Annotated in this window: 18 protein-coding genes; 8 read left to right on the top strand and 10 right to left on the bottom strand. The window is 64.4% G+C overall.

Features of this window, described 5'->3' with window-relative positions:
• The first annotated feature begins 233 nt into the window (after nucleotides 1-233).
• The 3 genes from ACK2SD_RS11250 to ACK2SD_RS11240 all read left to right on the top strand — a co-directional run bounded on the left by ACK2SD_RS11250 (nucleotide 234) and on the right by ACK2SD_RS11240 (nucleotide 3,866).
• Nucleotides 234-2,189, top strand: coding sequence for an ATP-binding protein (locus ACK2SD_RS11250; RefSeq protein WP_412462146.1), 1,956 nt, complete (start codon nucleotides 234-236; stop codon nucleotides 2,187-2,189).
• A complete protein-coding gene (locus ACK2SD_RS11245) occupies nucleotides 2,174-2,665 on the top strand; it encodes a DUF1543 domain-containing protein (protein WP_412462145.1) in 492 nt (163 codons plus the stop codon). The genes ACK2SD_RS11250 and ACK2SD_RS11245 overlap by 16 nt, the downstream gene beginning before the upstream one ends.
• A 67-nt stretch (nucleotides 2,666-2,732) precedes the next feature.
• Complete coding sequence (locus ACK2SD_RS11240) at nucleotides 2,733-3,866, top strand: MFS transporter (protein WP_116888414.1); 1,134 nt, start codon at nucleotides 2,733-2,735, stop codon at nucleotides 3,864-3,866.
• Between the two features lie 25 nt (nucleotides 3,867-3,891).
• Here ACK2SD_RS11240 and ACK2SD_RS11235 read toward each other — a convergent pair whose 3' ends face one another.
• The 6 genes from ACK2SD_RS11235 to pstS form a co-directional block, all read right to left on the bottom strand.
• On the bottom strand, nucleotides 3,892-4,500 hold the full coding sequence (locus ACK2SD_RS11235) for a hypothetical protein (protein WP_295481821.1): 609 nt from the start codon (nucleotides 4,498-4,500) through the stop codon (nucleotides 3,892-3,894).
• Entirely contained in the window at nucleotides 4,500-5,198 is a 699-nt protein-coding gene (locus ACK2SD_RS11230; protein ID WP_304484089.1) for a hypothetical protein, read from the bottom strand. The genes ACK2SD_RS11235 and ACK2SD_RS11230 overlap by 1 nt, the downstream gene beginning before the upstream one ends.
• Nucleotides 5,199-5,292: 94 nt before the next feature.
• Nucleotides 5,293-6,054: a phosphate ABC transporter ATP-binding protein PstB gene (pstB, locus tag ACK2SD_RS11225; RefSeq protein ID WP_233630991.1), complete on the bottom strand. Its 762-nt coding sequence runs from the start codon at nucleotides 6,052-6,054 to the stop codon at nucleotides 5,293-5,295.
• A 74-nt stretch (nucleotides 6,055-6,128) separates the two neighbouring features.
• A complete protein-coding gene (gene pstA / locus ACK2SD_RS11220) occupies nucleotides 6,129-7,022 on the bottom strand; it encodes a phosphate ABC transporter permease PstA (protein ID WP_039578166.1) in 894 nt (297 codons plus the stop codon).
• The gene (gene pstC / locus ACK2SD_RS11215) at nucleotides 7,019-7,987 is read right to left on the bottom strand and encodes a phosphate ABC transporter permease subunit PstC (protein WP_039578169.1); all 969 of its coding nucleotides are present in this window, start codon (nucleotides 7,985-7,987) and stop codon (nucleotides 7,019-7,021) included. The genes pstA and pstC overlap by 4 nt, the downstream gene beginning before the upstream one ends.
• A 72-nt stretch (nucleotides 7,988-8,059) precedes the next feature.
• Nucleotides 8,060-9,088, bottom strand: a complete 1,029-nt coding sequence (gene pstS / locus ACK2SD_RS11210) for a phosphate ABC transporter substrate-binding protein PstS (RefSeq protein ID WP_039578172.1) — start codon at nucleotides 9,086-9,088, stop codon at nucleotides 8,060-8,062.
• Nucleotides 9,089-9,301: 213 nt separating this feature from the next.
• On the opposite strand from pstS, the gene ACK2SD_RS11205 reads away from it, so the two are divergent.
• Nucleotides 9,302-10,396 (top strand): catalase family protein, encoded by a 1,095-nt coding sequence (locus tag ACK2SD_RS11205; RefSeq protein ID WP_412462144.1) that lies wholly within the window; start codon nucleotides 9,302-9,304, stop codon nucleotides 10,394-10,396.
• Between the two features lie 93 nt (nucleotides 10,397-10,489).
• A complete protein-coding gene (treS, locus tag ACK2SD_RS11200; protein ID WP_304484088.1) occupies nucleotides 10,490-12,559 on the top strand; it encodes a maltose alpha-D-glucosyltransferase in 2,070 nt (689 codons plus the stop codon).
• A gap of 56 nt (nucleotides 12,560-12,615) precedes the next feature.
• Here the strand turns inward: treS and ACK2SD_RS11195 are convergent, their stop codons facing one another.
• The 4 genes from ACK2SD_RS11195 to ACK2SD_RS11180 form a co-directional block, all read right to left on the bottom strand.
• Nucleotides 12,616-13,938 carry a c-type cytochrome gene (locus ACK2SD_RS11195; RefSeq protein ID WP_412462143.1) on the bottom strand — a complete coding sequence of 441 codons (1,323 nt, stop codon included), beginning with the start codon at nucleotides 13,936-13,938 and terminating at the stop codon, nucleotides 12,616-12,618.
• An 11-nt stretch (nucleotides 13,939-13,949) separates the two neighbouring features.
• A complete protein-coding gene (locus ACK2SD_RS11190; RefSeq protein ID WP_295481810.1) occupies nucleotides 13,950-15,719 on the bottom strand; it encodes a GMC family oxidoreductase in 1,770 nt (589 codons plus the stop codon).
• A 37-nt stretch (nucleotides 15,720-15,756) separates the two neighbouring features.
• Nucleotides 15,757-16,476 carry a gluconate 2-dehydrogenase subunit 3 family protein gene (locus ACK2SD_RS11185; RefSeq protein WP_412462142.1) on the bottom strand — a complete coding sequence of 240 codons (720 nt, stop codon included), beginning with the start codon at nucleotides 16,474-16,476 and terminating at the stop codon, nucleotides 15,757-15,759.
• 200 nt (nucleotides 16,477-16,676) lie between these two features.
• Complete coding sequence (locus ACK2SD_RS11180) at nucleotides 16,677-16,982, bottom strand: DUF6482 family protein (protein ID WP_029613572.1); 306 nt, start codon at nucleotides 16,980-16,982, stop codon at nucleotides 16,677-16,679.
• A gap of 120 nt (nucleotides 16,983-17,102) precedes the next feature.
• On the opposite strand from ACK2SD_RS11180, the gene ACK2SD_RS11175 reads away from it, so the two are divergent.
• From ACK2SD_RS11175 to ACK2SD_RS11165, 3 genes are all read left to right on the top strand, one after another.
• Entirely contained in the window at nucleotides 17,103-17,873 is a 771-nt protein-coding gene (locus tag ACK2SD_RS11175; RefSeq protein WP_412462141.1) for an SDR family NAD(P)-dependent oxidoreductase, read from the top strand.
• 175 nt (nucleotides 17,874-18,048) lie between these two features.
• Nucleotides 18,049-19,299, top strand: a complete 1,251-nt coding sequence (locus ACK2SD_RS11170) for an MFS transporter (protein ID WP_205419283.1) — start codon at nucleotides 18,049-18,051, stop codon at nucleotides 19,297-19,299.
• 7 nt (nucleotides 19,300-19,306) lie between these two features.
• Nucleotides 19,307-20,560 (top strand): arsenic transporter, encoded by a 1,254-nt coding sequence (locus ACK2SD_RS11165; RefSeq protein ID WP_412462140.1) that lies wholly within the window; start codon nucleotides 19,307-19,309, stop codon nucleotides 20,558-20,560.
• The last annotated feature ends 65 nt before the right edge of the window (nucleotides 20,561-20,625 follow it).

The raw sequence follows: 20,625 nt of genomic DNA, 5'->3' as shown, positions 1-20,625 counted from the left end.
CCTCCAGATATCAGGGTAAACAAGAAACGGTGTTGCATAGCGGCATATAGCCAGCTTAGACAAACAACAGCGGTGCAACATAACGGAGTTCATACGCAGTCACAGTGAAAAAAACTATTGGACGAAGGGCCACGAATAGCCTATTTGTCCGCCGGGCCAAGCTATTTTCGCCCTATACCGAGGTTGTCGGCCGCCGGGCCGATTGATTGAACATCTGTAAGCCGGAGTGTTATTTGACCCGATTCATCGGATGGACCGCCCGTGTCATTAAGCGCTGGAACGGCGCACAGCTCAGTGTTCTGATGCGTTATCTGGGCGCACTGGCCGTCGTGGCCCTGTGCAGCTTCGCGCGCTCGCAGATGCCGGCGACGGCGCTGCCCTACCTGTTCTTCATCCCTGGCCTGATGCTGATCGGCTTCTGGCTCGGCATCGGGCCATCGGCGCTCGGCTGCACACTGGCGGTGTTGGCGGCGCAATACTTCTTCATCGGCCCGATCGGCTTCGAGGCAGACTGGGGCTCGTGGGCCAACAGCGCCAGTTTCGGCCTGGTCACCTTCGCCATGGCGGTGGTGTGTGCGCTGTTTCGTCGCAACCTGAGGGCACTGGGTCAGGCCAACCACCGGCTGGCGGCCGAAGCTCAGCGACGCAAGGACGAGCGCGATGGTGTCTGGAATGTGTCGCCCGACCTGATCTGCACCTTGTCCGAGAACGGCGCGGTGCTGGCGATGAATCCTGCCTGGGAGGTCCACACCGGCTGGTCCGACCAGCAACTGCGCGACGGCGCGTTCTACAGCCTGATCGCGCCCTCGCAGATCGCCGATGCCCTGCGCAGCTTGAGCGAACGCAGCATCGTCGAACTGGACACCCAGAGCGTGCGCAGCGATGGCCAGCCGCTGCTGCTGAACTGGCGTATTACCGGACGCGCTGGCCGCTACTTCGCCATTGCCCGAGACGTCACCCAATACCGTGAGCGTCAGCAGGCGTTCGAGCAGGTCAGCTCGCAGTTGCAGCAGAGCCAGAAGATGCAGGCGCTGGGCCAGCTCACCGGCGGCCTGGCCCACGATTTCAACAACTTGCTCACGGTCATCACCAGCACCCAGGACATGATCGAAAAGCGTCTGGCCCAGGGTCGCCACGCTGAGCTGCCGCGTTACGTCACCCTGTCCAGGACCGCCACACGGCGCGCCAGCTCGCTCACCCAGCGCCTGCTGGCGTATGCCAGACGCCAGCCGCCAGCCAGCGAAGCGGTCGATCCAGCGCTGCTGATCGACGACATGAAAGACCTGATCAGCAGAACCCTGACGCCACAGATCGACTTCCAAGTGCTGGCCGCCTGCGCGACCGTCCTTTGCTATTGCGATGTCCATCAGTTGGAAAGCGCGGTCATGAACCTGTGCCTGAACGCACGCGACGCCATGCCCCAGGGCGGCCGCCTGCAGGTCGAGGTGGGCGTGAGCACAGTGAACAGCGAACAGGCCGATGCCGAGTTGCGCGCCGGTGAGTACGTGCTCATCCGCGTCAGCGACAGCGGCAGCGGCATGCCCCCCAGCGTGGCCGAACGGGCGTTCGAACCGTTCTTCACCACCAAGCCCCTGGGTTCGGGCACCGGCCTGGGCTTGTCGCTGGTCAGGGATTTCGTGCGCCAGGCCGGCGGTGCTGCGAGGATCGAATCGGCGCTGGGCCAAGGTACGGTGGTCAGCCTGTTCCTGCCGGTGTACCAAGGCGCAACGGCCACGGACATTGCTGAGGACTCACCTCAAGTGATACACCCGGAACATCGGTCACGGGGCATGGCCTTGGTCCTGGACGATGAAGCCGCGATTCGCGAACTGGTCGGCGAAGTGCTGCGGGACATGGGCTTGCAGGTCACCGAGGCGGCCACAGCCGAGCAGGCGCTGGCCTGCATCGACGAACTGACGGCGCTGGAACTGATCGTCACCGACCTGATCTTGCCCGGTGGTATCAAGGGCGATGCAGTGGCCGACCGTGCCCAGGCCATACACCCGCAGGCCCGAGTGCTGTTCATTTCCGGCTTCATCGACGCCACCACAGAGATCGAATACCGCCAAGGCCAGGTGCTGCGTCTGGCCAAGCCCTTCACCGTCCATCAGTTGCAGGCAAGCGTCGGGAGACTGTTGGATCAGCCAAACGGCACGCCTCAAAAGGACGACTCATGCTCTATGTCGTGATGCTCGGTGGGCGTCATCCCCGTGCCCGTATCGAAGTCCACGATGTGGTCTTCGCCCATGCGCCGTCCCTCACCGACGCCTACCCGCAGCTACGCGAGGCCTGGTTTGGGAGTGCCAAGGGCCTGCATATCGACTCTTGGCTGGAAGTTGACGGTGTCGATGACTATCGCATCGAGCTGAGTCATGCCGCGCCCGCTGCCGACGCCATGCGGCTGTTCTTCATCAACCTGGGCGGCTACGAACGGGGGGTATTCGGCGAAGCCCACCGGTATCTACTGGTGGCGGCCCCGGACAAGGCTCAAGCCAAGGCCATCGGCAAGCAGCGCATGGACAGCGGCTGGGCAAAGCCGCACACGGATGCGGTGTTGGAAGTGGATGACTGCCTGCCGATCGACCAAGTTGGCGGCCGCTATCTTCACTTGGTCGAGGGCCTGCACCGGGGTGTCGTGCAACGCAGCGATTACATCGTCATCTGAGTAACGCGGTGTCGTTGCGCAGGTGATGACGTTATTCTGCTGGTCTTCTCCCTGTCACGAGCCTGTCATGTCCGCCGCCGCCCCGCCGTCCACCCTGCGCGCCGACCGGGATTCGCGCAACGCTGCCCAGGTGCTGGGGCTGTGCCTGCCCAGTGACGTACTGCTGTACCTGCTGTTGCCGATGTACGCCGAGGATTTCGGCGTCACCCTGGCCCAGGCCGGTGTGCTGCTGGCCGCCAATCGCCTGGTGCGTATCGTCGGCTACGGCTGGGTAGTGCGCTTCTATGCCCGCCACGGGGATCGCGCGGCGTGCAGCCTGGCCGCAGGGGCCGCAGCCGCTTGCGCGCTGGGCAACGCCACGCTGTCGGGGTTCGCCGCACTGTTGGTACTGCGGTTGGTTTGGGGCTTGTGCTTCGCCACCTTCAACCTCAGCACCCAGACCTTGGCCACTGCCCAGGCGCAGGGTGCAGCCCGCCGCGCCGGGCGCTCCAGGGCCACGCTGTCCATCGGGCCGATGCTGGCCCTGCCCCTGGGCGCGGTCATGGCCCAGGCCTGGGGGCCGCGCAGCGTGTTCTTCGTGCTCTGCATCAGCGCCCTCCTCGGCCTGTGGCGCGCGCGGGCACTGCCTGGCGAAGGGCACTCGATTCCAGCGCGCAGCGGTCGACGGCTGCGCCTGCCGGACAGCATCGCGACCTGGTCATTCATCGAGGGGGTGGCGCTGGACGGCCTATTCATCTTCGGCCTGTCGCTCTATGCGCAGGTGCACGTCGGCGAGTCCGGCGTGCTGGTGGCTGGCGTGCTGATGGCGGTGCGGTATCTGAGCGAGATGCTGTTCAGCCCGCTGGGCGGGCGCCTGGCCGATCGATTCGGGCCGCTGCGCATGCTGGTGCTGCTGTCACTGGCCACGGCGCTGGCGCTGCTGGTGTTCGCCAGCCAATGGCTGTTCATCGGTGCGTTTTTCGTACTGCTGCTGCGCGCCCTGCAGCTACCGCTGGTGATGACCTTGGTAGCCTTGCGCAACCCCCATGAGCGCATCCAGGCCCTGGCGGGCAATGCGGTGTGGCGCGATATCGGTGCTGGCCTGGGGCCGATGCTTGCCGGTCTGCTGCTTCCGCAGGTGCCTGCGATCTGGGCGTATGGGGCTGCGGCGCTGGCGATCGCCTTGGCCGCGCTCAACTGCGCCCGATCAGCCAGAGGCTGACCGCGCGGCAGCGATCAATGATGGGTCAGGACAGCAGCGCCTGCGCGGGCACGCGGTGCCTGAGCGGCTGCTGCCAGGCCAACTGGGCCTGAACGGCAGCTGCAGCCGCCATGACCTTGTGGGTCCAGTCGCCGTCCTTGGGACAGACCACCACGACGCGGAAGCCATGGTCGTCGCCTTCGATGCCAACGCCTTCGGAATCATCCACATGCAGGTCGATGTCGAACGCCGAGGGCAGCTTCGAGGGGCCTTTTTCCACGCCCTTGGCAGCCAACACCTGCTGGTGCCGGTCACTGTTGACCACGCCATCGACACGGATGCCGTACAGCAGCAGCCAGCGGCGGATATAGGCCGGGCTGCGCCCGGACGAGGTGTAGATCCAGATGCTGTAGCCCTGGCGGCGCAGATCGCGCATCAGCTCACGGGTGCCGCGTCGCAACGGCTCGCCGAGCCAGCGGTGCACGCAGTCGGGCAGCTTGCTGTGTTCGGTCGGGCTGTGCTCGGGCAGGCAGGCGAGCGTGTCGTCGATATCGAACGAGATGCGCACGCGCGGGCGTCTGAATAGCCGGGCCACGCCCTGGCACGCCTTGCGGCTGCCGCTGCGCCATTGATCGAACCTGCAATGACGGGCCATCAGCGCCCCTCCCCGGACAGTCGCGACGAGGCGCCGTGCACGAAGAAGACATCGGCGTCGGGGGCCTGCGCCTCGAGGAAGGCCGCGTACTTCTTCTTGATCTTGGGCAATTCGTACAAGGCTTTCACACCATGCTTGGCAGAGTTGCGGATGACCGAGGACGGGTTGAAATAGCCCTCGGCGTTGTCCAGCGTGAGCACGAACGGCGGCAACCCGGCCCGCATCAACAGGTAGCTGACGATCAGCGACCCGGTGCGGTTGTTGCCTTCGATGAACAATTGCGGCTTGCTCAGGATACGCACGTAGACACCTGCTGCCCGCTTCCACACCGAGTCGCTGCGGTAGGAGCAATACCAGTTGTACAAGTCCTTGATGCCACCTTCGACATTGTTGAAGAAATGCGCTTCGGTGGCGGCCAGATGCTGGGCGAACTCGCGGCGATCGGCCGGATCGGTGCCACAGAGCACGGTAGCGTTGATCTCCAGCATCAGGTTCACCTGCTGCAAATCGAACAGGTCGACGCCCCGGGCGACATAATCGTCAATCAGCGCGTAGCCTTCAAGCACATTGTTCAGCACCTCATCGGTGAACGGATCACGCGGCTCGGTGAAGTGGCGGCTCAGCTCGGCAAAACGGCCCTGCACCTCCCGCAGGGCGCGTTCCACGGCTGACAGGTCTAGACGACGTGTCGCAGGCATATTCAATCTCTGGTTACACAAAATGGAAATGCGGTCGAGGGACGCAGAGGCCATCCCTGGCCTGCGCCCCTCGACCGCCTCGGGCCAGTGACCGTCAGCTGAACTTGCCGCTGATGTAGTCACTGGTCAGTTGCTCGCGCGGGTTCTGGAAGATCTCGGTGGTCGGTCCCATCTCCACCAGATAGCCGGTGCGCGTGCCCTGGGAAATATCCACCGAGAAGAAGGCCGTGGTGTCAGCGACACGGATGGCCTGCTGCATGTTGTGGGTGACCAGGGCGATGGTGTAGTCCTTCTTCAGCTCGACCATCAGTTCCTCGACCCGCCGGGTGGCGATCGGGTCCAGTGCCGAGCACGGCTCGTCGAGCAGCAGCACTTCCGGCTCGGTGGCAATGGCGCGGGCGATGCACAGACGCTGCTGCTGGCCACCGGACAACGACAGGCCACTGACCTTGAGCTTGTCCTTGACCTCGTCCCACAGCGCGGCGCCCTGCAGGGCGTGCTTGACGCGGTCGCCGATATCGCCCTTGTAGCGGTTCAGGCGCAGGCCGAAAGCGACGTTGTCGAAGATGCTCATCGAAAACGGGTTCGGCTGCTGGAACACCATGCCGATGTAGCGACGCACCACCACCGGATCGACACCCTTGCCGTAGACATCCTGACCGAGAAAGTGCACATGGCCTTCGAAGCGAAACCCCTTCACCAGGTCGTTCATGCGGTTCAGGCTTCGCAGCACGGTGCTCTTGCCGCAGCCGGAGGGACCGATGAAGCCGGTGATCTTGTTCTTCTCGATCGGCACATGGCTGTCACGCACGGCCATGAAGTTGCCGTAGAAGATCTTGTCCAGCTTGCAGTCCATCACCACTGGTGCCTGGTCGACCAACGGTGCGGCACGTTGCGCAGTCGATACGTTCAAGTTATAGGCTCCCGTACTCAATACTTAGGCTTGCCGAAAATACGGCTGAGAATATTCACGACCAGCACGATCATCACCAGCACCAGCGAGGCCGCCCAAGCGAGCTCCAGTTGGTTGTCGAAGGGCATGCCGGAGAAGTTGTAGATCAGTACCGCCAGCGACGCGGTGGGGTTCATCACCGCCAGGCTGCCGTCGTGGTAGATCCAGTAGTTGCTGAACAAGGCGGTGAACAGCAGCGGCGCGGTTTCACCGGCGGCGCGTGCCACAGCCAGCATGACCCCGGTCAAGATCGCCGGCATACCGGTGGGCAGGACGATCTTCCAGATCACCTGGGCGCGGGTACAGCCCATGCCGTAGGCGGCGTCTTTCATGATCTTGGGCACCATTTTCATGGCTTCCTCGGCGGTCAGCACCACGATTGGCAGCATCAGCACGGCCAGGGCGATGCCGCCTGCCGGGGCCGAGTAGGTGCCAGTGGTCATCACCACCAAGGCGTAGGCGAACACGCCGGCGAGGATCGACGGCAGGCCGGTGAGCATCTTCGCGGCGAAGCGCGACGCGTTGGCCAGCTTGCTGTCCGGGCCAAGCTCGGCAAGGAAGATCGCCGCCAGGATACCCACCGGCACGGCGATGGCCGCGGCGATACCGACCATGACGAAAGTACCGGCCATGGCGTTACCGAAGCCGCCGCCCATCTCGAAGCCGGTCGGCGGCAGCTCGGTGAACACCTCCAGGCTCAGCCGCGCACCGCCACGGGTGATCAGCATGTACAGCACGGAAATCAGCGGCACGCTGGCCAGCAAAGCCACGCACCACACCAGGGTGGTCAGGCTCAGGCTGCGCAGGGCGCGGCCTTCGAAACGGCGCTGCAGGCTCGGCATTGCGGCCACGGGGGTGGTGAGGTTGGTCATGATTTATGTCCCCGTTGGGCGTAGAGCATGATCAGCGATCCGACGACGTTCACCAGCAAGGTGATGAACATCAGGACCAGGGCGGCGTACATCAACACCTCCACCTCGTTCGGGCCGGCCTCCGGGAAGTTCAGCGCCAGCAGCGCCGCCAGGGTGTTGGCCGGGGCGAACAGCGACAGGGTGATGGTGTTGGCGTTGCCCACCAGCATGGCCAGCGCCATGGTCTCGCCCAGGGCACGGCCCAGGCCTAGCACCAGCGAGCCGAAGATACCGGTGGCAGCCGAAGGCACCATGACCTTGAGAATGGCTTCCCAGTGCGTGGTGCCCATGCCGTAAGCGGCCTGTTTGGTCTTCATCGGCACGCTGGTCAGGGCATCCTGGGACACTGCGGCCACGGTGGGCAGAATCATGATCGCCAGCACCAGCGCCGCTGGCAGCAGGCCGGGACCACTGAGCGACGAGCCGAAGAATGGAATCCAGCCCAGTTCGCTGTTCAGCCAGGCGGTCAGCGGCCGGATGGCCGGAATCACCACGTAGATGCCCCACAGCCCATAGACCACGCTGGGGATGGCCGCGAGCAGCTCGACGATGGTGCGAAACACCGCCGCCAGCCGCGGGGGAAGAAAGTCCTGGGTCAGGAAGATTGCCATGCTGACGCCGAAGAAGCCGGCGATCAACAACGCGATCAAGGCGCTGTACAGCGTGCCCCAGATCGCTGGCAGAATGCCGTATTTGCCTTGGTTAACATCCCAGACGCTGCCGAAGATAACGTCGAAGCCATGCTTCTCCATACCTGGCAGGGCCTTGCGCCCGACCTCGTAGATCAGCGCGAAGACCAGCGCCAGCACCAGCACCACGCCGATGCGGGCCAGGGCACGGAAGGTGCGGTCGACCAGGAAATCCTTCGCTGAAGGCGGCTGGCAAGCGGAATCGGGGTTATCCGGAATGGCAAAGGGTGTGTTCATGAATGGTTTCCGGGACAGGGGGAAGGCGCGCGACGAGCGCCTCACGCTACGCCGCGCGCAACCTGACGAGTCTTACTTGATGTTCTCGGCGGCCTTGCGAACCTTCTCGACCACCGACGCTGGCAGCGGGATGTAACCCATCGAGTCGGCGATCTTCTGGCCTTCGGTCAAGCTGTACTCGACCATTTCACGCATGGCCTTGGCCTTGGCCGGGTTGCCGTTGTCCTTGCGGAAGATCATCCAGGTGTAGGACGTGATCGGATAGGACTTGGCGCCATCCGGATCCGGCAGCCAGGCCACCAGGTTCTCCGGCATGTTCACCGCCGCCAGCGCCTCGGCACCGCTTTCGGCGTTCGGCACTACGTACTGGCCAGCCTTGTTCTGCAGGGCAGCGAAGTCGACCTTGGCCAGCTTGGCGAAGCCGTATTCGATGTAGCCGATGGCACCTGGTGTCTGGCGTACGGTGGCGGTCACGCCATCGTTCTTCGGCGACTTGATGAACTTGTCGGTCGCCGGCCAGTTGACGGTGTTGCCCTCACCCAGGGTCTGCTTGAAGTCTGGATTGATGGCCGACAGGTGCTTGGTGAACACCGCGGTGGTACCGCTGGAGTCAGCGCGCACGACGACGGTGATCGGCGTGGCCGGCAGTTTCAGCTCAGGGTTGGCGGCAGCGATCTTCGGATCGTTCCACTGGGTGATCTTGCCCAGGAAGATGTCCGAGTAGACCTCGCGCGGCAGCTTCAAGCCCTTGGGGTTGCCCGGCAGGTTGTAGGCCAGGACGATCTCACCCGCGGTCATCGGCAGCAACTGCACGCCTTCTGCCACCTTGGCAATTTCTTCGTCTTTCATGGCCGAGTCGCTGGCGGCGAAATCGACGGTCTTGTTCAGGAAGTCCTGGACACCGGCACCGCTACCTTTTGACTGGTAGTCGACGGTGACGCCGTCGGTCTTCTTGCTGAAATCCTTGAACCAGGTCAGGTAGATCGGGGCCGGGAAGCTGGCGCCGGAACCTGTCAGGCGGACGTTCTCTGCAGCGAAGGTCGAAGTGGCGCTGAGCGAGACCGCAACGGCGAGTGCAGCAGATTTCATCAGGCGTATCATGGAAAAGCGCTCCGTGTGATGGCCGGGACACTGTGCAGCAGCTGTGTGACAACTTTGTGACTATTGAATGGCAGAGTTGCTGGTCATCGCCGTTGGTCGTGGCGAAATGCCTGCAATGCGAACCTGTGCAACCCCGTCGCAGTCCCCTCTTCAGGCACCGAAAAAGAGCGCCAAGGGCCCGTGATGCCCTCTGTCCTGACCTGGAGAATCTCGATGACCAACCAAGCCCCCGCCTCCTCTACACCGCTGCGCTTCGAGCCCGGCTTCGAGCAGATCCCCGACGACGAGGCACAGACCAGCCAGGAACTGGCCGACACCCTGAGGTCGATCATGCAGAAGACCTTCGAGGACCGCGGCCACGCCGACCGCAGCGTCCACGCCAAGGGCCACGGCCTGCTGCAAGGCACCCTGACCGTGCTCGACAACCTGCCGCCGCACCTGGCCCAGGGCGCCTTCGCCAAGCCCGGCACGCTGCCGGTGTACCTGCGCCTGTCCACCAATCCGGGCGACATTCTCGACGACAAGGTCTCTACCCCACGCGGCTTGGCGATCAAGCTGGTCGGCGTGGAGGGCCCGCGCCTGCCGGGCAGCGAAGGCGACAGCACGCAGGACTTCGTCATGCAGAACGCCAAGGCCTTCACCGCCGCCACGCCCAAGCAGTTCCTCAAGACCTTGAAACTGCTGGCCAAGACCACCGACAAGATGCCGCGCACCAAAGAAGTGATGTCGGCCGTGCTGCGCGGCACCGAGGCGGTGATCGAGGCGCTGGGCGGCGAGAGCGGCACGCTCAAGAGCCTGGGTGGCCATCCGCAGACCCATATCCTTGGCGAAACCTTCACCACCGTGGCGCCGCTGCTGTATGGCGACCACTACGCCAAGCTGGCACTGGTGCCGGTTTCCCCGGCGCTTACGGCACTGACCGACCAACACCTGGACTTCGACGGTGATCCCAACGGTCTGCGCTCGGCGGTGACCCGCTACTTCGAGCAACAAGGCGGGGAGTGGGAGCTGCGGGTGCAATTGGCCACCGACCTGGAAAAGATGCCGATCGAAGACGCCTCGGTAGAGTGGCCGGAAGACCTCAGCCCCTACGTGACGGTCGCGCGCGTCGAGGTGAAACCGCAGTTCACCTGGTCCGACGACAAGGTCAGGATGATCGACGACGGGATGGCGTTCAGCCCCTGGCACGGCTTGGCCGCGCACCGCCCACTGGGCGGCGTGATGCGCGTGCGCAAGCCCTCTTATGAAATGTCGTCGGCGTTCCGCGCTCGTCACAACGGTTGCCCGATCCACGAGCCCAAAGGCTAGCGTCCGACTGGATCGGCACACGCGGTCGAAACGAACGATTGGTGTCCTGGGCCGTCATAAAAACTGCCCATGGACGCTGCCGAGGAACCTTGCATGACCCGACCCGATGATGCCTACATCCAGTGGCTGGAAGAGCGCTCGATGCTGCAAGCCTCCCAGCAGCGCGCCCGCCTCTATGCCGGCCAGTCGCGGCTGTGGCAGAACCCCTACGCCGAAGCCCAGCCGCGCCGCGCCAGCGAAATCGCTTCGGTGTGGCTAACGGTCTACCCCGACGCCATCATTGCCCCGGAGGGCAGCAGCGTGCTGTCCGCCCTGGGCCACGAAGCCCTGTGGAAGCGCCTGTCCGAAATCGGCATCCAAGGCATTCATACCGGCCCGATCAAGCAGTCAGGCGGCATCAGCGGTCGGCAGACCACCCCCAGCATCGACGGCAACTTCGACCGCATAAGCTTCGATATCGACCCGTTGTACGGCACTGAGCAGGAACTGGTGCAGATGAGCCGACTGGCCGCCGCGCACAATGCGGTGACCATCGACGACCTGATTCCCTCGCACACCGGCAAAGGCGCGGACTTCCGCCTGGCCGAGCTGGGGCATGGCAGCTATCCCGGTCTCTACCACATGGTCGAGATTCGCGAAGAAGACTGGCCGCTACTGCCCGACGTGCCGCCGGGCCGTGACGCGGTCAACCTACTGCCGGCCGTTTGCGATGAACTCAAGCAGCGCCATTACATCGTCGGTCAGTTGCAGCGGGTGATCTTCTTCGAGCCCGGTGTCAAGGAGACCGACTGGAGCGCCACCCCGCCGATCGTCGGGGTGGATGGCAAGACCCGACGCTGGGTTTATCTGCACTACTTCAAGGAAGGCCAGCCGTCGTTGAACTGGCTGGATCCCACCTTCGCGGCCCAGCAGATGATCATCGGTGACGCCCTGCACGCGCTTGATTGCCTCGGCGCACGCGGCCTGCGCCTGGATGCCAATGGCTTCCTCGGCGTGGAGATTCGCGCTGAAGGCACTGCCTGGTCCGAAAGCCATCCGCTGTCGCTGACCGGCAACCAGTTGATCGGCGGCATGATCCGCAAGGCCGGCGGCTTCAGCTTCCAGGAGCTGAACCTGACCCTGGACGACATCGCGCAGATGTCCAAGGGCGGCGCCGACTTGTCTTATGACTTCGTCACTCGCCCGGCCTACCAGCACGCGCTGCTCACCGGCGACACCGAATTCCTGCGCCTGATGCTCAAGGAGATGCACGCGTTCGGCATCGACCCGGCCTCCTTGATCCACGCCTTGCAGAACCACGACGAACTGACCGCCGAACTGGTGCATTTCTGGACCCTGCACGCCCATGACATGTACCTGTACAAGGGCCAGACTCTGCCTGGCAGCGTGTTGCGCGAGCACATTCGCGAAGAGATCTACGAACGCGCCTCCGGCGAGCATGCGCCCTACAACCTGCGCTTCGTCACCAACGGCATTTCCTGCACCACCGTCAGCCTGATTACCGCAGCACTGGGGATTCGCGACCTGGAGCAGATCGGCGCGGCCGATATCGAACGGATCCAGCGGGTGCACCTGTTGCTGGTGATGTACAACGCCATGCAGCCGGGGGTGGTGGCAGTGTCCGGCTGGGACATGGTCGGCGCCCTGCCCTTGCCCGCCGAAGCGGTGGCCGAACGCATGGGCGATGGCGACACGCGCTGGATTCACCGGGGCGGCTACGACCTGGCGGGGCTGAATCCAGACGCACAGGCCTCAGTGCGCGGCATGCCACGCGCCCGCAGCCTGTATGGCAGCCTGGATGAGCAGTTGCAGCGCCCGGATTCGTTCGCCAGTCAGGTCAAGAAGCTGTTGGCCGTGCGTCAGGCCTACGGCATCGCGGCCAGCCGCCAGGTGTTGGTGCCCGAGGTCAGCAGCCCCGGCTTGCTGGTGATGGTCCATGAGTTGCCGGCGGGCCGTGGCACTCAGATCAGCGCGTTGAACTTCGGCGCCGAGCCCATCAGCGAAACCTTGCAACTGACCGGTTTCCAACCCGGCCCGGTAGTGGACATGATCAACGAAACCGTCGAAGGCGACCTGGATGAGGACGGCAAGCTGCTGATCAACCTCGATCCGTTCGAAGCCTTGTGCCTGCGTATCGTCAACAGCAGCGGCCACCACGCCTGAAGTCGCGCTGGCAGCCCCGCAGGCAACGATCGCCGGGGCTGCCCATCCCTACTGCATCATGGCTTCGCGCTGATGGCCTGGCGGATTTCACGCACCTCATCAGCGCTGACCGCCGCCGCTTGGTTGGACCAGCCCTGACGCAGGAACGACGCCAACTCCGCCACCTCCTGGTCGTCGAGTCGCTCGGCGAAGCCTGGCATCGGCAGCACCGAAGGCGCTCGGGCGGTCGAAGGGGTGCTGGCGCCTTGAAGAATGACCTGGATCAGCGCCTGCGGGCTTTGGGCATTCACCACGGTGGCGCCGTCCAGACGCGGGAACACCTGCTCGGCACCTCGGCCGGAGACGAAGTGGCAGGCGTTGCAGTTGTCCAGGTAAAGGCGCTCGCCCAGGGTCAGATCCTTGGCCGCCGTGAGCCTGGCCGCCGTCTGTGCACTGCGCGCCTCATTGTCCTGCCCAGATGCGGTGTCAGTCGGCGCCAGCGACTTGAGGTACGCCGCCATGGCCTGCAGGTCGGTGTCGCTCATGTGCGAGGTGCTGTGCAGGATGACGTCGGTCATTTCGCCGGCCACCGCGGCCTTGGCATTGCGCCCGGTGCCCAGGTAGTCGACCAGTTCCTGCGTGCTCCAGTGCGGCAGGCCGCGCAACGCTGGCACATTCCAGCCGTTGAGCTGGGTGCCGGAGAGGTACACAGGTGAGCGTTCGTCCAAGGCCTTTTCCTGAAGGGTCAGCGCACGCGGCGTGTGGCAGGAACCACAGTGGCCCAGTCCCTGCACCAGGTAAGCACCGCGGGCGATGTCGCGCGGTTCGCTAGCGGGCGTTTCAGGCGTCGGCGCGGGTGCGAACAGTGCACGCCAATAGGCCAGAGGCCAACGGATCGACAGCGGCCAGGGCACAGCGTTGGCCTTGTTGGCCTGCTCGACCGCTGGCACGCCTTGCATGAAGTAGGCATAGAGCGCCTGGGTGTCGGCATCGGTGATCCTGGCGTAAGACGGATACGGCATGGCCGGGTACAACGCACTGCCGTCGTGACCGACACCGCGACGCAACGCGCGCTCGAACTCACCGTAGGTCCAGTCACCAATCCCGGTACGCTTGTCTGGCGTGATGTTGGTCGAGTACAGCGTACCGATCGGCGACGCGATACCCAGCCCTCCAGCGAAGGCTTTGCCGCCCTCGCGGGCCGTGTGGCAGGCCACGCAGTCGCCGACCCTGGCCAGGTAGGCGCCCTGCTCGATCAGCTCAGGCGTGACGGCCACGTTCATCTGCGCCTGGGCATCGCCCACACGGTTCAGCCAGACGGCCAGCAGCCAGGCCAGGCATGCCGCCACCAGGACCAGCACCAGCAACTTGAGCAGCCACGAGCGCTTGCGGTGTTTCATCGCTGCCCTCCTCATGCCTGTACCAACGGGCCGGGGTTCTTCAAGTACTGATCCTTGATGGCCTGAGCCGAAAACAGCGTCAACGCCCCGATCAGCGCCGTCGGATTGGCCTGGAAGTTCTGCGGGAAGGCATTGCCGCCAGGCACGAACACGTTGTGCACGTCCCAACTCTGCAGATAGCGGTTCAGCGCGCTGGTGCGTGGCGAGTCGCCCATCACCGCACCGCCGACGTTGTGGGTGGAGACGTACTTGGTGATGTCCCAGTGGTCATCCATGCCGAGGAAGTTCTCGCTGTAGCTGTCCGGTCCCAATTCGCGGGTGATGTCGCGCACGATGCCGCGCAGGTACTGCTGCAACTTCAGCTCGTTGGGCTTCCAGTCGAAGGTGATACGCAGCAGCGGCTGACCCCAAGGGTCTTTGTAGGTCGGGTCGAGGTCGACGTAGTGGCCTCGGTAGGACATGCAGCCGGTGGAAATGCTGACCTTCATCGAGTGCCCGTACCAGTCCTGCATGCCTTCCTTCCAGGCCTGCCCCCACTGCGGCGTGCCGGCCGGCAGCGCGGTGCCGATCGGCGCACCGGTGGCTTGGGAACTGTGGATCTTGGCGCCGCCGATGATGCCCAGGCCCGGCCCGTCGAAGTTGCCCGGAGAGATGTCGTTGAACATCTGCCCGGTGGCCCCGGCGGTGGCGAAGGGGTTGAAGCGCCGGCCTTTGAAGAACAAGGTGGTGTCGCCGACGCTGAGGTACGCGTAGTTACGACCTATCACGCCTTCGCCGCTGATCGGATCATAGGGCTTGCCGATACCCGACAGCAGCATCAGCCGCACATTGACAAACTGGAACGCGGCCAACACCACGATCCGCGCAGGCTGGAATACTTCATTGCCTTGGCCGTCGATGTAAGTGATGCCACGGGCCGTCTTGCCATCAGGGTGCAGTTCGACCCGCAGCACATTGGCGTTGACCCGGTAATCGAAATTGTCCATGCGCTTGAGTGCATCGAGCACGGCGGTCTGCGGCGAGGCCTTGGAGTAGTTCAGGCACGGGTACTTGCTGCAGAACCCGCAGTAATTGCATGGCGCGATCTGATTGCCGTAGGGGTTCTTCCAGGCCCGCGAGACATTGGCCGACGGGTTGGGAAATGGGTGGTAACCCAACGTGCGCGCCGCTTGGGCGAACATCGTGTTGTTCAGCGTGTCCTCGAGCGCCGGCAGTGGAAAAGGACTGGAGCGCGGTCCCTCGAACGGGTCGCCGCCGACCATGATCTGCCCGCCGAGGTTGCCGGTGTTGCCCGACAGGCCACAGATCTTGTCGAAACGGTCGAGGAACGGCTCGATCTCTTCCCAGGTGAAGGGGTAATCCTGGATCTGCATGTCGGCGGGCAGCACACCTGGAGCGTAGGCTTGATCGGCGTAGGTCTTGAGCTTGAGGTCGGTCGGCGTGGGTCGGATCAGCACGCCAGTCCAGTGCAGACCAGAGCCGCCGACCCCGGTACCCGGCACGAAAGCGCCCCACTGGCGGGTGGGCAACGCGGTGCCTTGCAGGTTGTGGCGCACCGTCAGCGCGCCATCCTTGGGTGCGAGCATGATCTTGTTGCGTACCCCATAGGCATACTGATCGGCCGGCTTGGGATAGCTGAAATCGGCATTGCGGCGGTCCTCGCCACGCTCGAAGGCGCGTACCTTGAGGCCGGCCTGGGCCAGTTCGATGCTCATCAGCGAGCCGGTCCAGCCCAGGCCGACCACAGCCACGTCGACTTCGTCATTGGTTAGCGTTGCCATGCACACCCCTTGCTTGCGAAAACGTCGGAAACCCGGCTCATGCCCGCTCTCCCGTCAGGCTCACCGGCCCGAGCGGGTAGACCACTTCGTGCTGCGCCACCCACTCCAGATAGCTGGCCCGCGCGCCTGGGAAACCGATGGTGACCCAAGCCTTCATGCCCTTGTTGCCGCCATAGATCGGGTCGGCCAGCCAGCCCTGGCGGGTCAGGTTGAGCAGCTCGTTGAAGAACAACGTGCTGCTCATCAACGGCTCGCCGTGCTCGGCGAAGTCGATCTCGCCCGCCTGCAGGCGATGCAACGTCTGCTCCTGCGCGCCCAGCGACAACAGCGCAAAGGGATGGCCATAGTTCATCAGCGAAGCGTGCTCCACGGCAGAAATGCCTTTGTGGAAAATCTCCTGCAGGGTGTAGGGCAACTGATAGCCCAACGTCGCCGGCGCCTGGGGCTCGAAGGGGCCTTGCAGGTAGACCTCGCTGCCCAGGCCCGCTGCCAGTTGCTGGTCTATGAAGATCGGTACATTGGTTTCCAATGCACCGGGACCACGGCCGTCGGCGGGGATCAGGCGGTCGCAGGCGGCCAGCAGAAAGGTCCACTCACTGCGGCTGAAAAAGGTCGGAGAATAACGCTCAAGGCTCGGCGCGATCATCTCGGCGGCCAGCGCCGCGCTCAGACCCTTGACGGTGACGCCTAGCGCCGGCAAGGCGATCAAGGACGACAGCAGGAACTTGCGGCGTGAAGATTGTTTGGCTGACAACATCGGTTTCCACCTGTGACCAAGCACTCAGCATCGCCGTGCCGGCCTGCTCCAAGCAGGGGCACGAAAACGAATTGCAGCGTGCAGGCGTTGGATAACGCGCGGCAGGGATACAGGCCCTGGCGCGTCGAGTTACAAAATGTTACCCAAAGTGGACCCGCTTACGTGCGACATCGTTCCGCCAAGCTGTCAGCCATTTGCCATCACCACGGACGATCCATCGACAGCGGCACCCGCAGCGGCGCCAGCGGGCCGTCGCGCAAGCCGCACATTTCGTCGTGAACCACGTGTTGCACCAGCCAGCACGGCAGCGTCGGGGTATCGGCCAGCACCTGGCGTACTTCGGTGGTAGAGCGCAGGCGCATCACCTCGCCGTGTTCGTCGTGCAGCGACAGCGGGCCGTCGCCGGTGAACGCACGCAGCACGTAGAAGCCGCCTTCCAGGGACAGCACTTCCAGTTCGTTGATGCGGCCGGCCGCGGCCATCTCGTTCAGTTGCTGAATGTTCATGGGACCTCGCACGCCTATCGGTTTAGGATGATCAGCGTGCAAACTTGTACACGCTTGATTATTTGTACAAGCTCAGCCCGATTAATTCCCAAAATCTCATGAGATCGACAGGAGTCGAAGATGGCATTGATTGCAGAGCTGCCAAGTCCAGGTCAGGTGCTGGTCTGCGGCGCCAGTCGCGGCATCGGTCTCGCGCTGTGCCAACGCCTGCTGGCACGCAGCGATGTCGAACGGGTATTCGCGGTGTCGCGTCGAGCCACCGCCAGCCAGGCGCTTCAGACGCTGGCGCAACAACACCCTGGACACCTGGTGCTGCTGGACTGCGATGCCCGTGACGAGTCGGCACTGGCCGACCTGGCCAGCGCCCTGCGCCAGCAGTGCAGCCATCTGCACCTGGTGCTGTGCACCCTGGGCGTCCTGCATGAGGCGCCGGCCCGGCCCGAAAAGTCACTGGCGCAGTTGGACCTGGCCAGCCTGCAGGCGGCGTTTCTCAGCAACAGCTTCGCGCCGATCCTGTTGCTCAAGCACCTCGCGCCACTACTGCGCCAGCATCCGGCCACCTTTGCCGCACTCTCGGCGCGGGTCGGCTCCATCGGCGACAATCACCTCGGCGGTTGGTACAGCTACCGGGCCAGCAAGGCGGCGCTGAATCAACTGCTGCGCACCGCAAGCATCGAGTTGCGGCGACTGAATCCGCTGTCGACGGTGCTGATGCTGCACCCCGGCACCACCGACACCGACCTGTCCCAGCCCTTCCAAGCCAATGTGCCGGCAGAGCGACTGTTCGAACCGGCCTTCACGGCCGAGCGCCTGCTGGACCTGGTCGCCCGTCACGGCCCTGCGCACAACGGTGCGTTCCTGGCCTGGGACGGGCAGCCGATCGAGTGGTGAGCGGGCCTGGAACCTATCTCCTGACGCCACAGTCATTGTGCTCAGAGACTGCCTGATCAGGAGCCGACGGCCACCCTAATCATCGACCACCTGGGTTCACTTCGTTTGCACCGACTCACGGCGCCGCCGCTCGCGCGACCCGTGTCCTGCTCTTGGGCCTCATTGAGATGCCATCTTGGACAACCACACCCCTCTCGCTTCGCACCAACGCGGCCTGGACTGGCTGAACTTCTTCCTCGCCGATGTCCGTGACGGCCTGGGCCCCTACCTGGCGATTTACCTGCTGGCCGTGCACCAATGGCAGCCGGCGAGCATCGGCCTGGTGATGAGCCTGGCCGGGATCGCCGCGCTGGTGGCGCAGACCCCAGCCGGAGCGCTGATCGACCGCACCCCGGCCAAACGGGCGGTGGTGGTGATCGCGGCCCTGCTGGTGACCGGCAGTTGCCTGCTGCTGCCGCTGATGGCCTCGTTCAGCCTGGTGGCCCTGACCCAGACCATCAGCGCCCTGGCCGGCTCGGTGTTCGCACCGGCCATCGCCGCCATTTCTCTGGGCATCACCGGGCCCAAGGCATTCACCCGGCGCATGGGGCGCAACGAATCGTTCAACCATGCCGGCAACGCCTTCTCGGCGCTGCTGGCGGGGGGGCTGGCCTATCTGTACGGGCCGGTGGTGGTGTTCTACCTGATGGCAGTGATGACGGTGGCCAGTATCATCGCCGTGAGCCGCATTCCGGCAGCGGCGATCGATCACCAGGTGGCGCGGGGGCTGGGTCACGGGCCAGCCGGGGACGCTGCGCCCGCCGGCTTCAAGCTGCTCTTGCACAACCGTACCCTGCTGCTGTTCGCCGTGTGCTGCGCGTTGTTCCACCTGGCCAACGCAGCCATGCTGCCGCTGGTGAGCCAGAAGCTGTCGCAGGTGGACCTGCGCCTGGCCACGCCCTTGACCTCGGCCTGCATCGTCGCCGCACAACTGGTGATGGTGCCGATGGCGCTGCTGGTGGGCGCCAAGGCCGAGCACTGGGGACGCAAGCCGTTTCTGCTAGTGGGCTTCCTGATTCTGCCGCTGCGCGGTGCGCTGTACGTGGTCTCGGACAATCCGTTCTGGCTGGTTGGGGTGCAACTGCTCGACGGCATTGGCGCCGGGATTTTCGGCGCGCTGTTCCCGATCATCGTCAAGGACCTGACCGAGGGCACCGGCCGCTTCAACGTCAGCCTCGGCGCCTTGACCGCGATCTTTGGCCTGGGCGCAGCGTTGAGCCCCGGCATCGCTGGCCTGGTGGTGCAGTCCTCAGGCTATGATGCGGCCTTTCTGACCCTGGCCGGAATCGCCGCCGTGGCCTTCGTGCTGGTGCTGGTGGCCCTGCCGGAAACCCACCCCCGTTCGAGCGATACGCCGACGGTCATGCCGACCCCCGCTGGAAACTGAACCACCCATGAGTTTTTCTACGAGCACCTTGATCATCTGGACGGTGGCCGCGTTGGCCACCGTCGGCGTCATCCTGCGCCCATGGCGCATCCCCGAATACGTCTGGGCACTGGGCGGTGCGCTGCTGCTGACCGTGCTGGGGCTGATTCCGCTACCTGCCGCGCTGCACGCCGTAGCCGAAGGTGGCGACGTCTATCTGTTCCTCATCGGCATGATGGTGTTGGCCGAACTGGCGCGCCAGGAAGGGCTGTTCGACTGGTTGGCGCGCTATGCCGTGGTGCACGCGCGCGGCTCGGGCCAGCGCCTGTTCGACCTGGTGTTCCTGGTCGGCACCCTGGTCACCGTGTTCCTGTCCAACGACGCCACCGCCGTGGTGCTCACCCCTGCCGTGTATGCAGCGTGCAAGGCAGCGAAAGCCAATCCCCTGCCCTACCTGTTCATCTGCGCGTTCATCGCCAACGCCGCCAGTTTCGTACTGCCGATCTCCAATCCGGCCAACCTGGTGGTGTTCGGCAGCCAGATGCCGCCGCTGCTGGACTGGTTGCGTCAGTTCAGCCTGCCGTCATTGGCGGCCATCGTGCTGACCTACCTGGCCCTGCGCCTGACCCAGCGCCAGCAGATCAGCCAGCCACTGGCGCTGAGCATCGACCCGCAACCGCTGTCGCGGGGCGCGCGCCTGTGCGCGCTCGGCATCGTGCTGACGGGCGCGCTGCTGTTGTTGGCGTCTGCTCTGGATACACCGCTGGGCCTGCCGACGTTCTGCGCCGGGGTGGCGACCACCGCGCTGATCCACCTGAGCCAGCGGCGCAGCCCGATGCCAGTGCTGCGGCAGGTGGCCTGGGGCGTCCTGCCTCTAGTGGCGGGCTTGTTCGTGCTGGTCGAAGCCGTGGCCCAGACCGGCGTGATCCGTCAGTTGGCCCAGTCCTTGGCGGCGCTGGCCCACGACGCACCGACCCAGGCAAGCTGGGCCGCCGGCATTGGCGTGGCAATCGCCAGCAACCTGATGAACAACCTGCCCACCGGGCTGATCGCCGGCTCCATGGGGCACCTGGCCGAATTGCCGGTGCAGACCACTGCTGCACTGCTGATTGGCGTGGACCTGGGGCCGAACCTGTCGATCACCGGCTCGCTGGCCACCCTGCTGTGGCTGGTCGCCATTCGCCGTGAAGGCGAACAGGTCGGCGCCTGGCAGTTCCTGCGCCTGGGCATGGTAGTCATGCCGCCCGCACTGCTGGCGGCACTGCTGGCACTGACGCTGTAACGAGGACGAATTACTGAATTCAGTTCATTAGTTTCGGGAATTAATGCCAGAAAAGGGAAATGGAT

The sequence above is a fragment of the Pseudomonas sp. SC11 genome, from assembly GCF_047039205.1.
Taxonomy (GTDB): Bacteria; Pseudomonadota; Gammaproteobacteria; order Pseudomonadales; family Pseudomonadaceae; genus Aquipseudomonas; species Aquipseudomonas boreofloridensis.
Note: the sequence above shows the minus strand (reverse complement) of the source record. Positions and strands in the feature narration are given on the sequence as shown.

Excerpts from the sequence above, each read along its gene's own strand:
- ACK2SD_RS11245 (WP_412462145.1), top strand. The coding sequence starts at position 2,174 with ATGCTCTATGTCGTGATGCTCGGTGGGCGTCATCCCCGTGCCCGTATC.
- ACK2SD_RS11240 (WP_116888414.1), top strand. The coding sequence starts at position 2,733 with ATGTCCGCCGCCGCCCCGCCGTCCACCCTGCGCGCCGACCGGGATTCG.
- ACK2SD_RS11235 (WP_295481821.1), bottom strand. The coding sequence starts at position 4,500 with ATGGCCCGTCATTGCAGGTTCGATCAATGGCGCAGCGGCAGCCGCAAG.
- ACK2SD_RS11230 (WP_304484089.1), bottom strand. The coding sequence starts at position 5,198 with ATGCCTGCGACACGTCGTCTAGACCTGTCAGCCGTGGAACGCGCCCTG.
- pstB (WP_233630991.1), bottom strand. The coding sequence starts at position 6,054 with ATGGACTGCAAGCTGGACAAGATCTTCTACGGCAACTTCATGGCCGTG.
- pstA (WP_039578166.1), bottom strand. The coding sequence starts at position 7,022 with ATGACCAACCTCACCACCCCCGTGGCCGCAATGCCGAGCCTGCAGCGC.
- pstC (WP_039578169.1), bottom strand. The coding sequence starts at position 7,987 with ATGAACACACCCTTTGCCATTCCGGATAACCCCGATTCCGCTTGCCAG.
- pstS (WP_039578172.1), bottom strand. The coding sequence starts at position 9,088 with ATGATACGCCTGATGAAATCTGCTGCACTCGCCGTTGCGGTCTCGCTC.
- ACK2SD_RS11205 (WP_412462144.1), top strand. The coding sequence starts at position 9,302 with ATGACCAACCAAGCCCCCGCCTCCTCTACACCGCTGCGCTTCGAGCCC.
- treS (WP_304484088.1), top strand. The coding sequence starts at position 10,490 with ATGACCCGACCCGATGATGCCTACATCCAGTGGCTGGAAGAGCGCTCG.
- ACK2SD_RS11195 (WP_412462143.1), bottom strand. The coding sequence starts at position 13,938 with ATGAAACACCGCAAGCGCTCGTGGCTGCTCAAGTTGCTGGTGCTGGTC.
- ACK2SD_RS11190 (WP_295481810.1), bottom strand. The coding sequence starts at position 15,719 with ATGGCAACGCTAACCAATGACGAAGTCGACGTGGCTGTGGTCGGCCTG.
- ACK2SD_RS11185 (WP_412462142.1), bottom strand. The coding sequence starts at position 16,476 with ATGTTGTCAGCCAAACAATCTTCACGCCGCAAGTTCCTGCTGTCGTCC.
- ACK2SD_RS11180 (WP_029613572.1), bottom strand. The coding sequence starts at position 16,982 with ATGAACATTCAGCAACTGAACGAGATGGCCGCGGCCGGCCGCATCAAC.
- ACK2SD_RS11175 (WP_412462141.1), top strand. The coding sequence starts at position 17,103 with ATGGCATTGATTGCAGAGCTGCCAAGTCCAGGTCAGGTGCTGGTCTGC.
- ACK2SD_RS11165 (WP_412462140.1), top strand. The coding sequence starts at position 19,307 with ATGAGTTTTTCTACGAGCACCTTGATCATCTGGACGGTGGCCGCGTTG.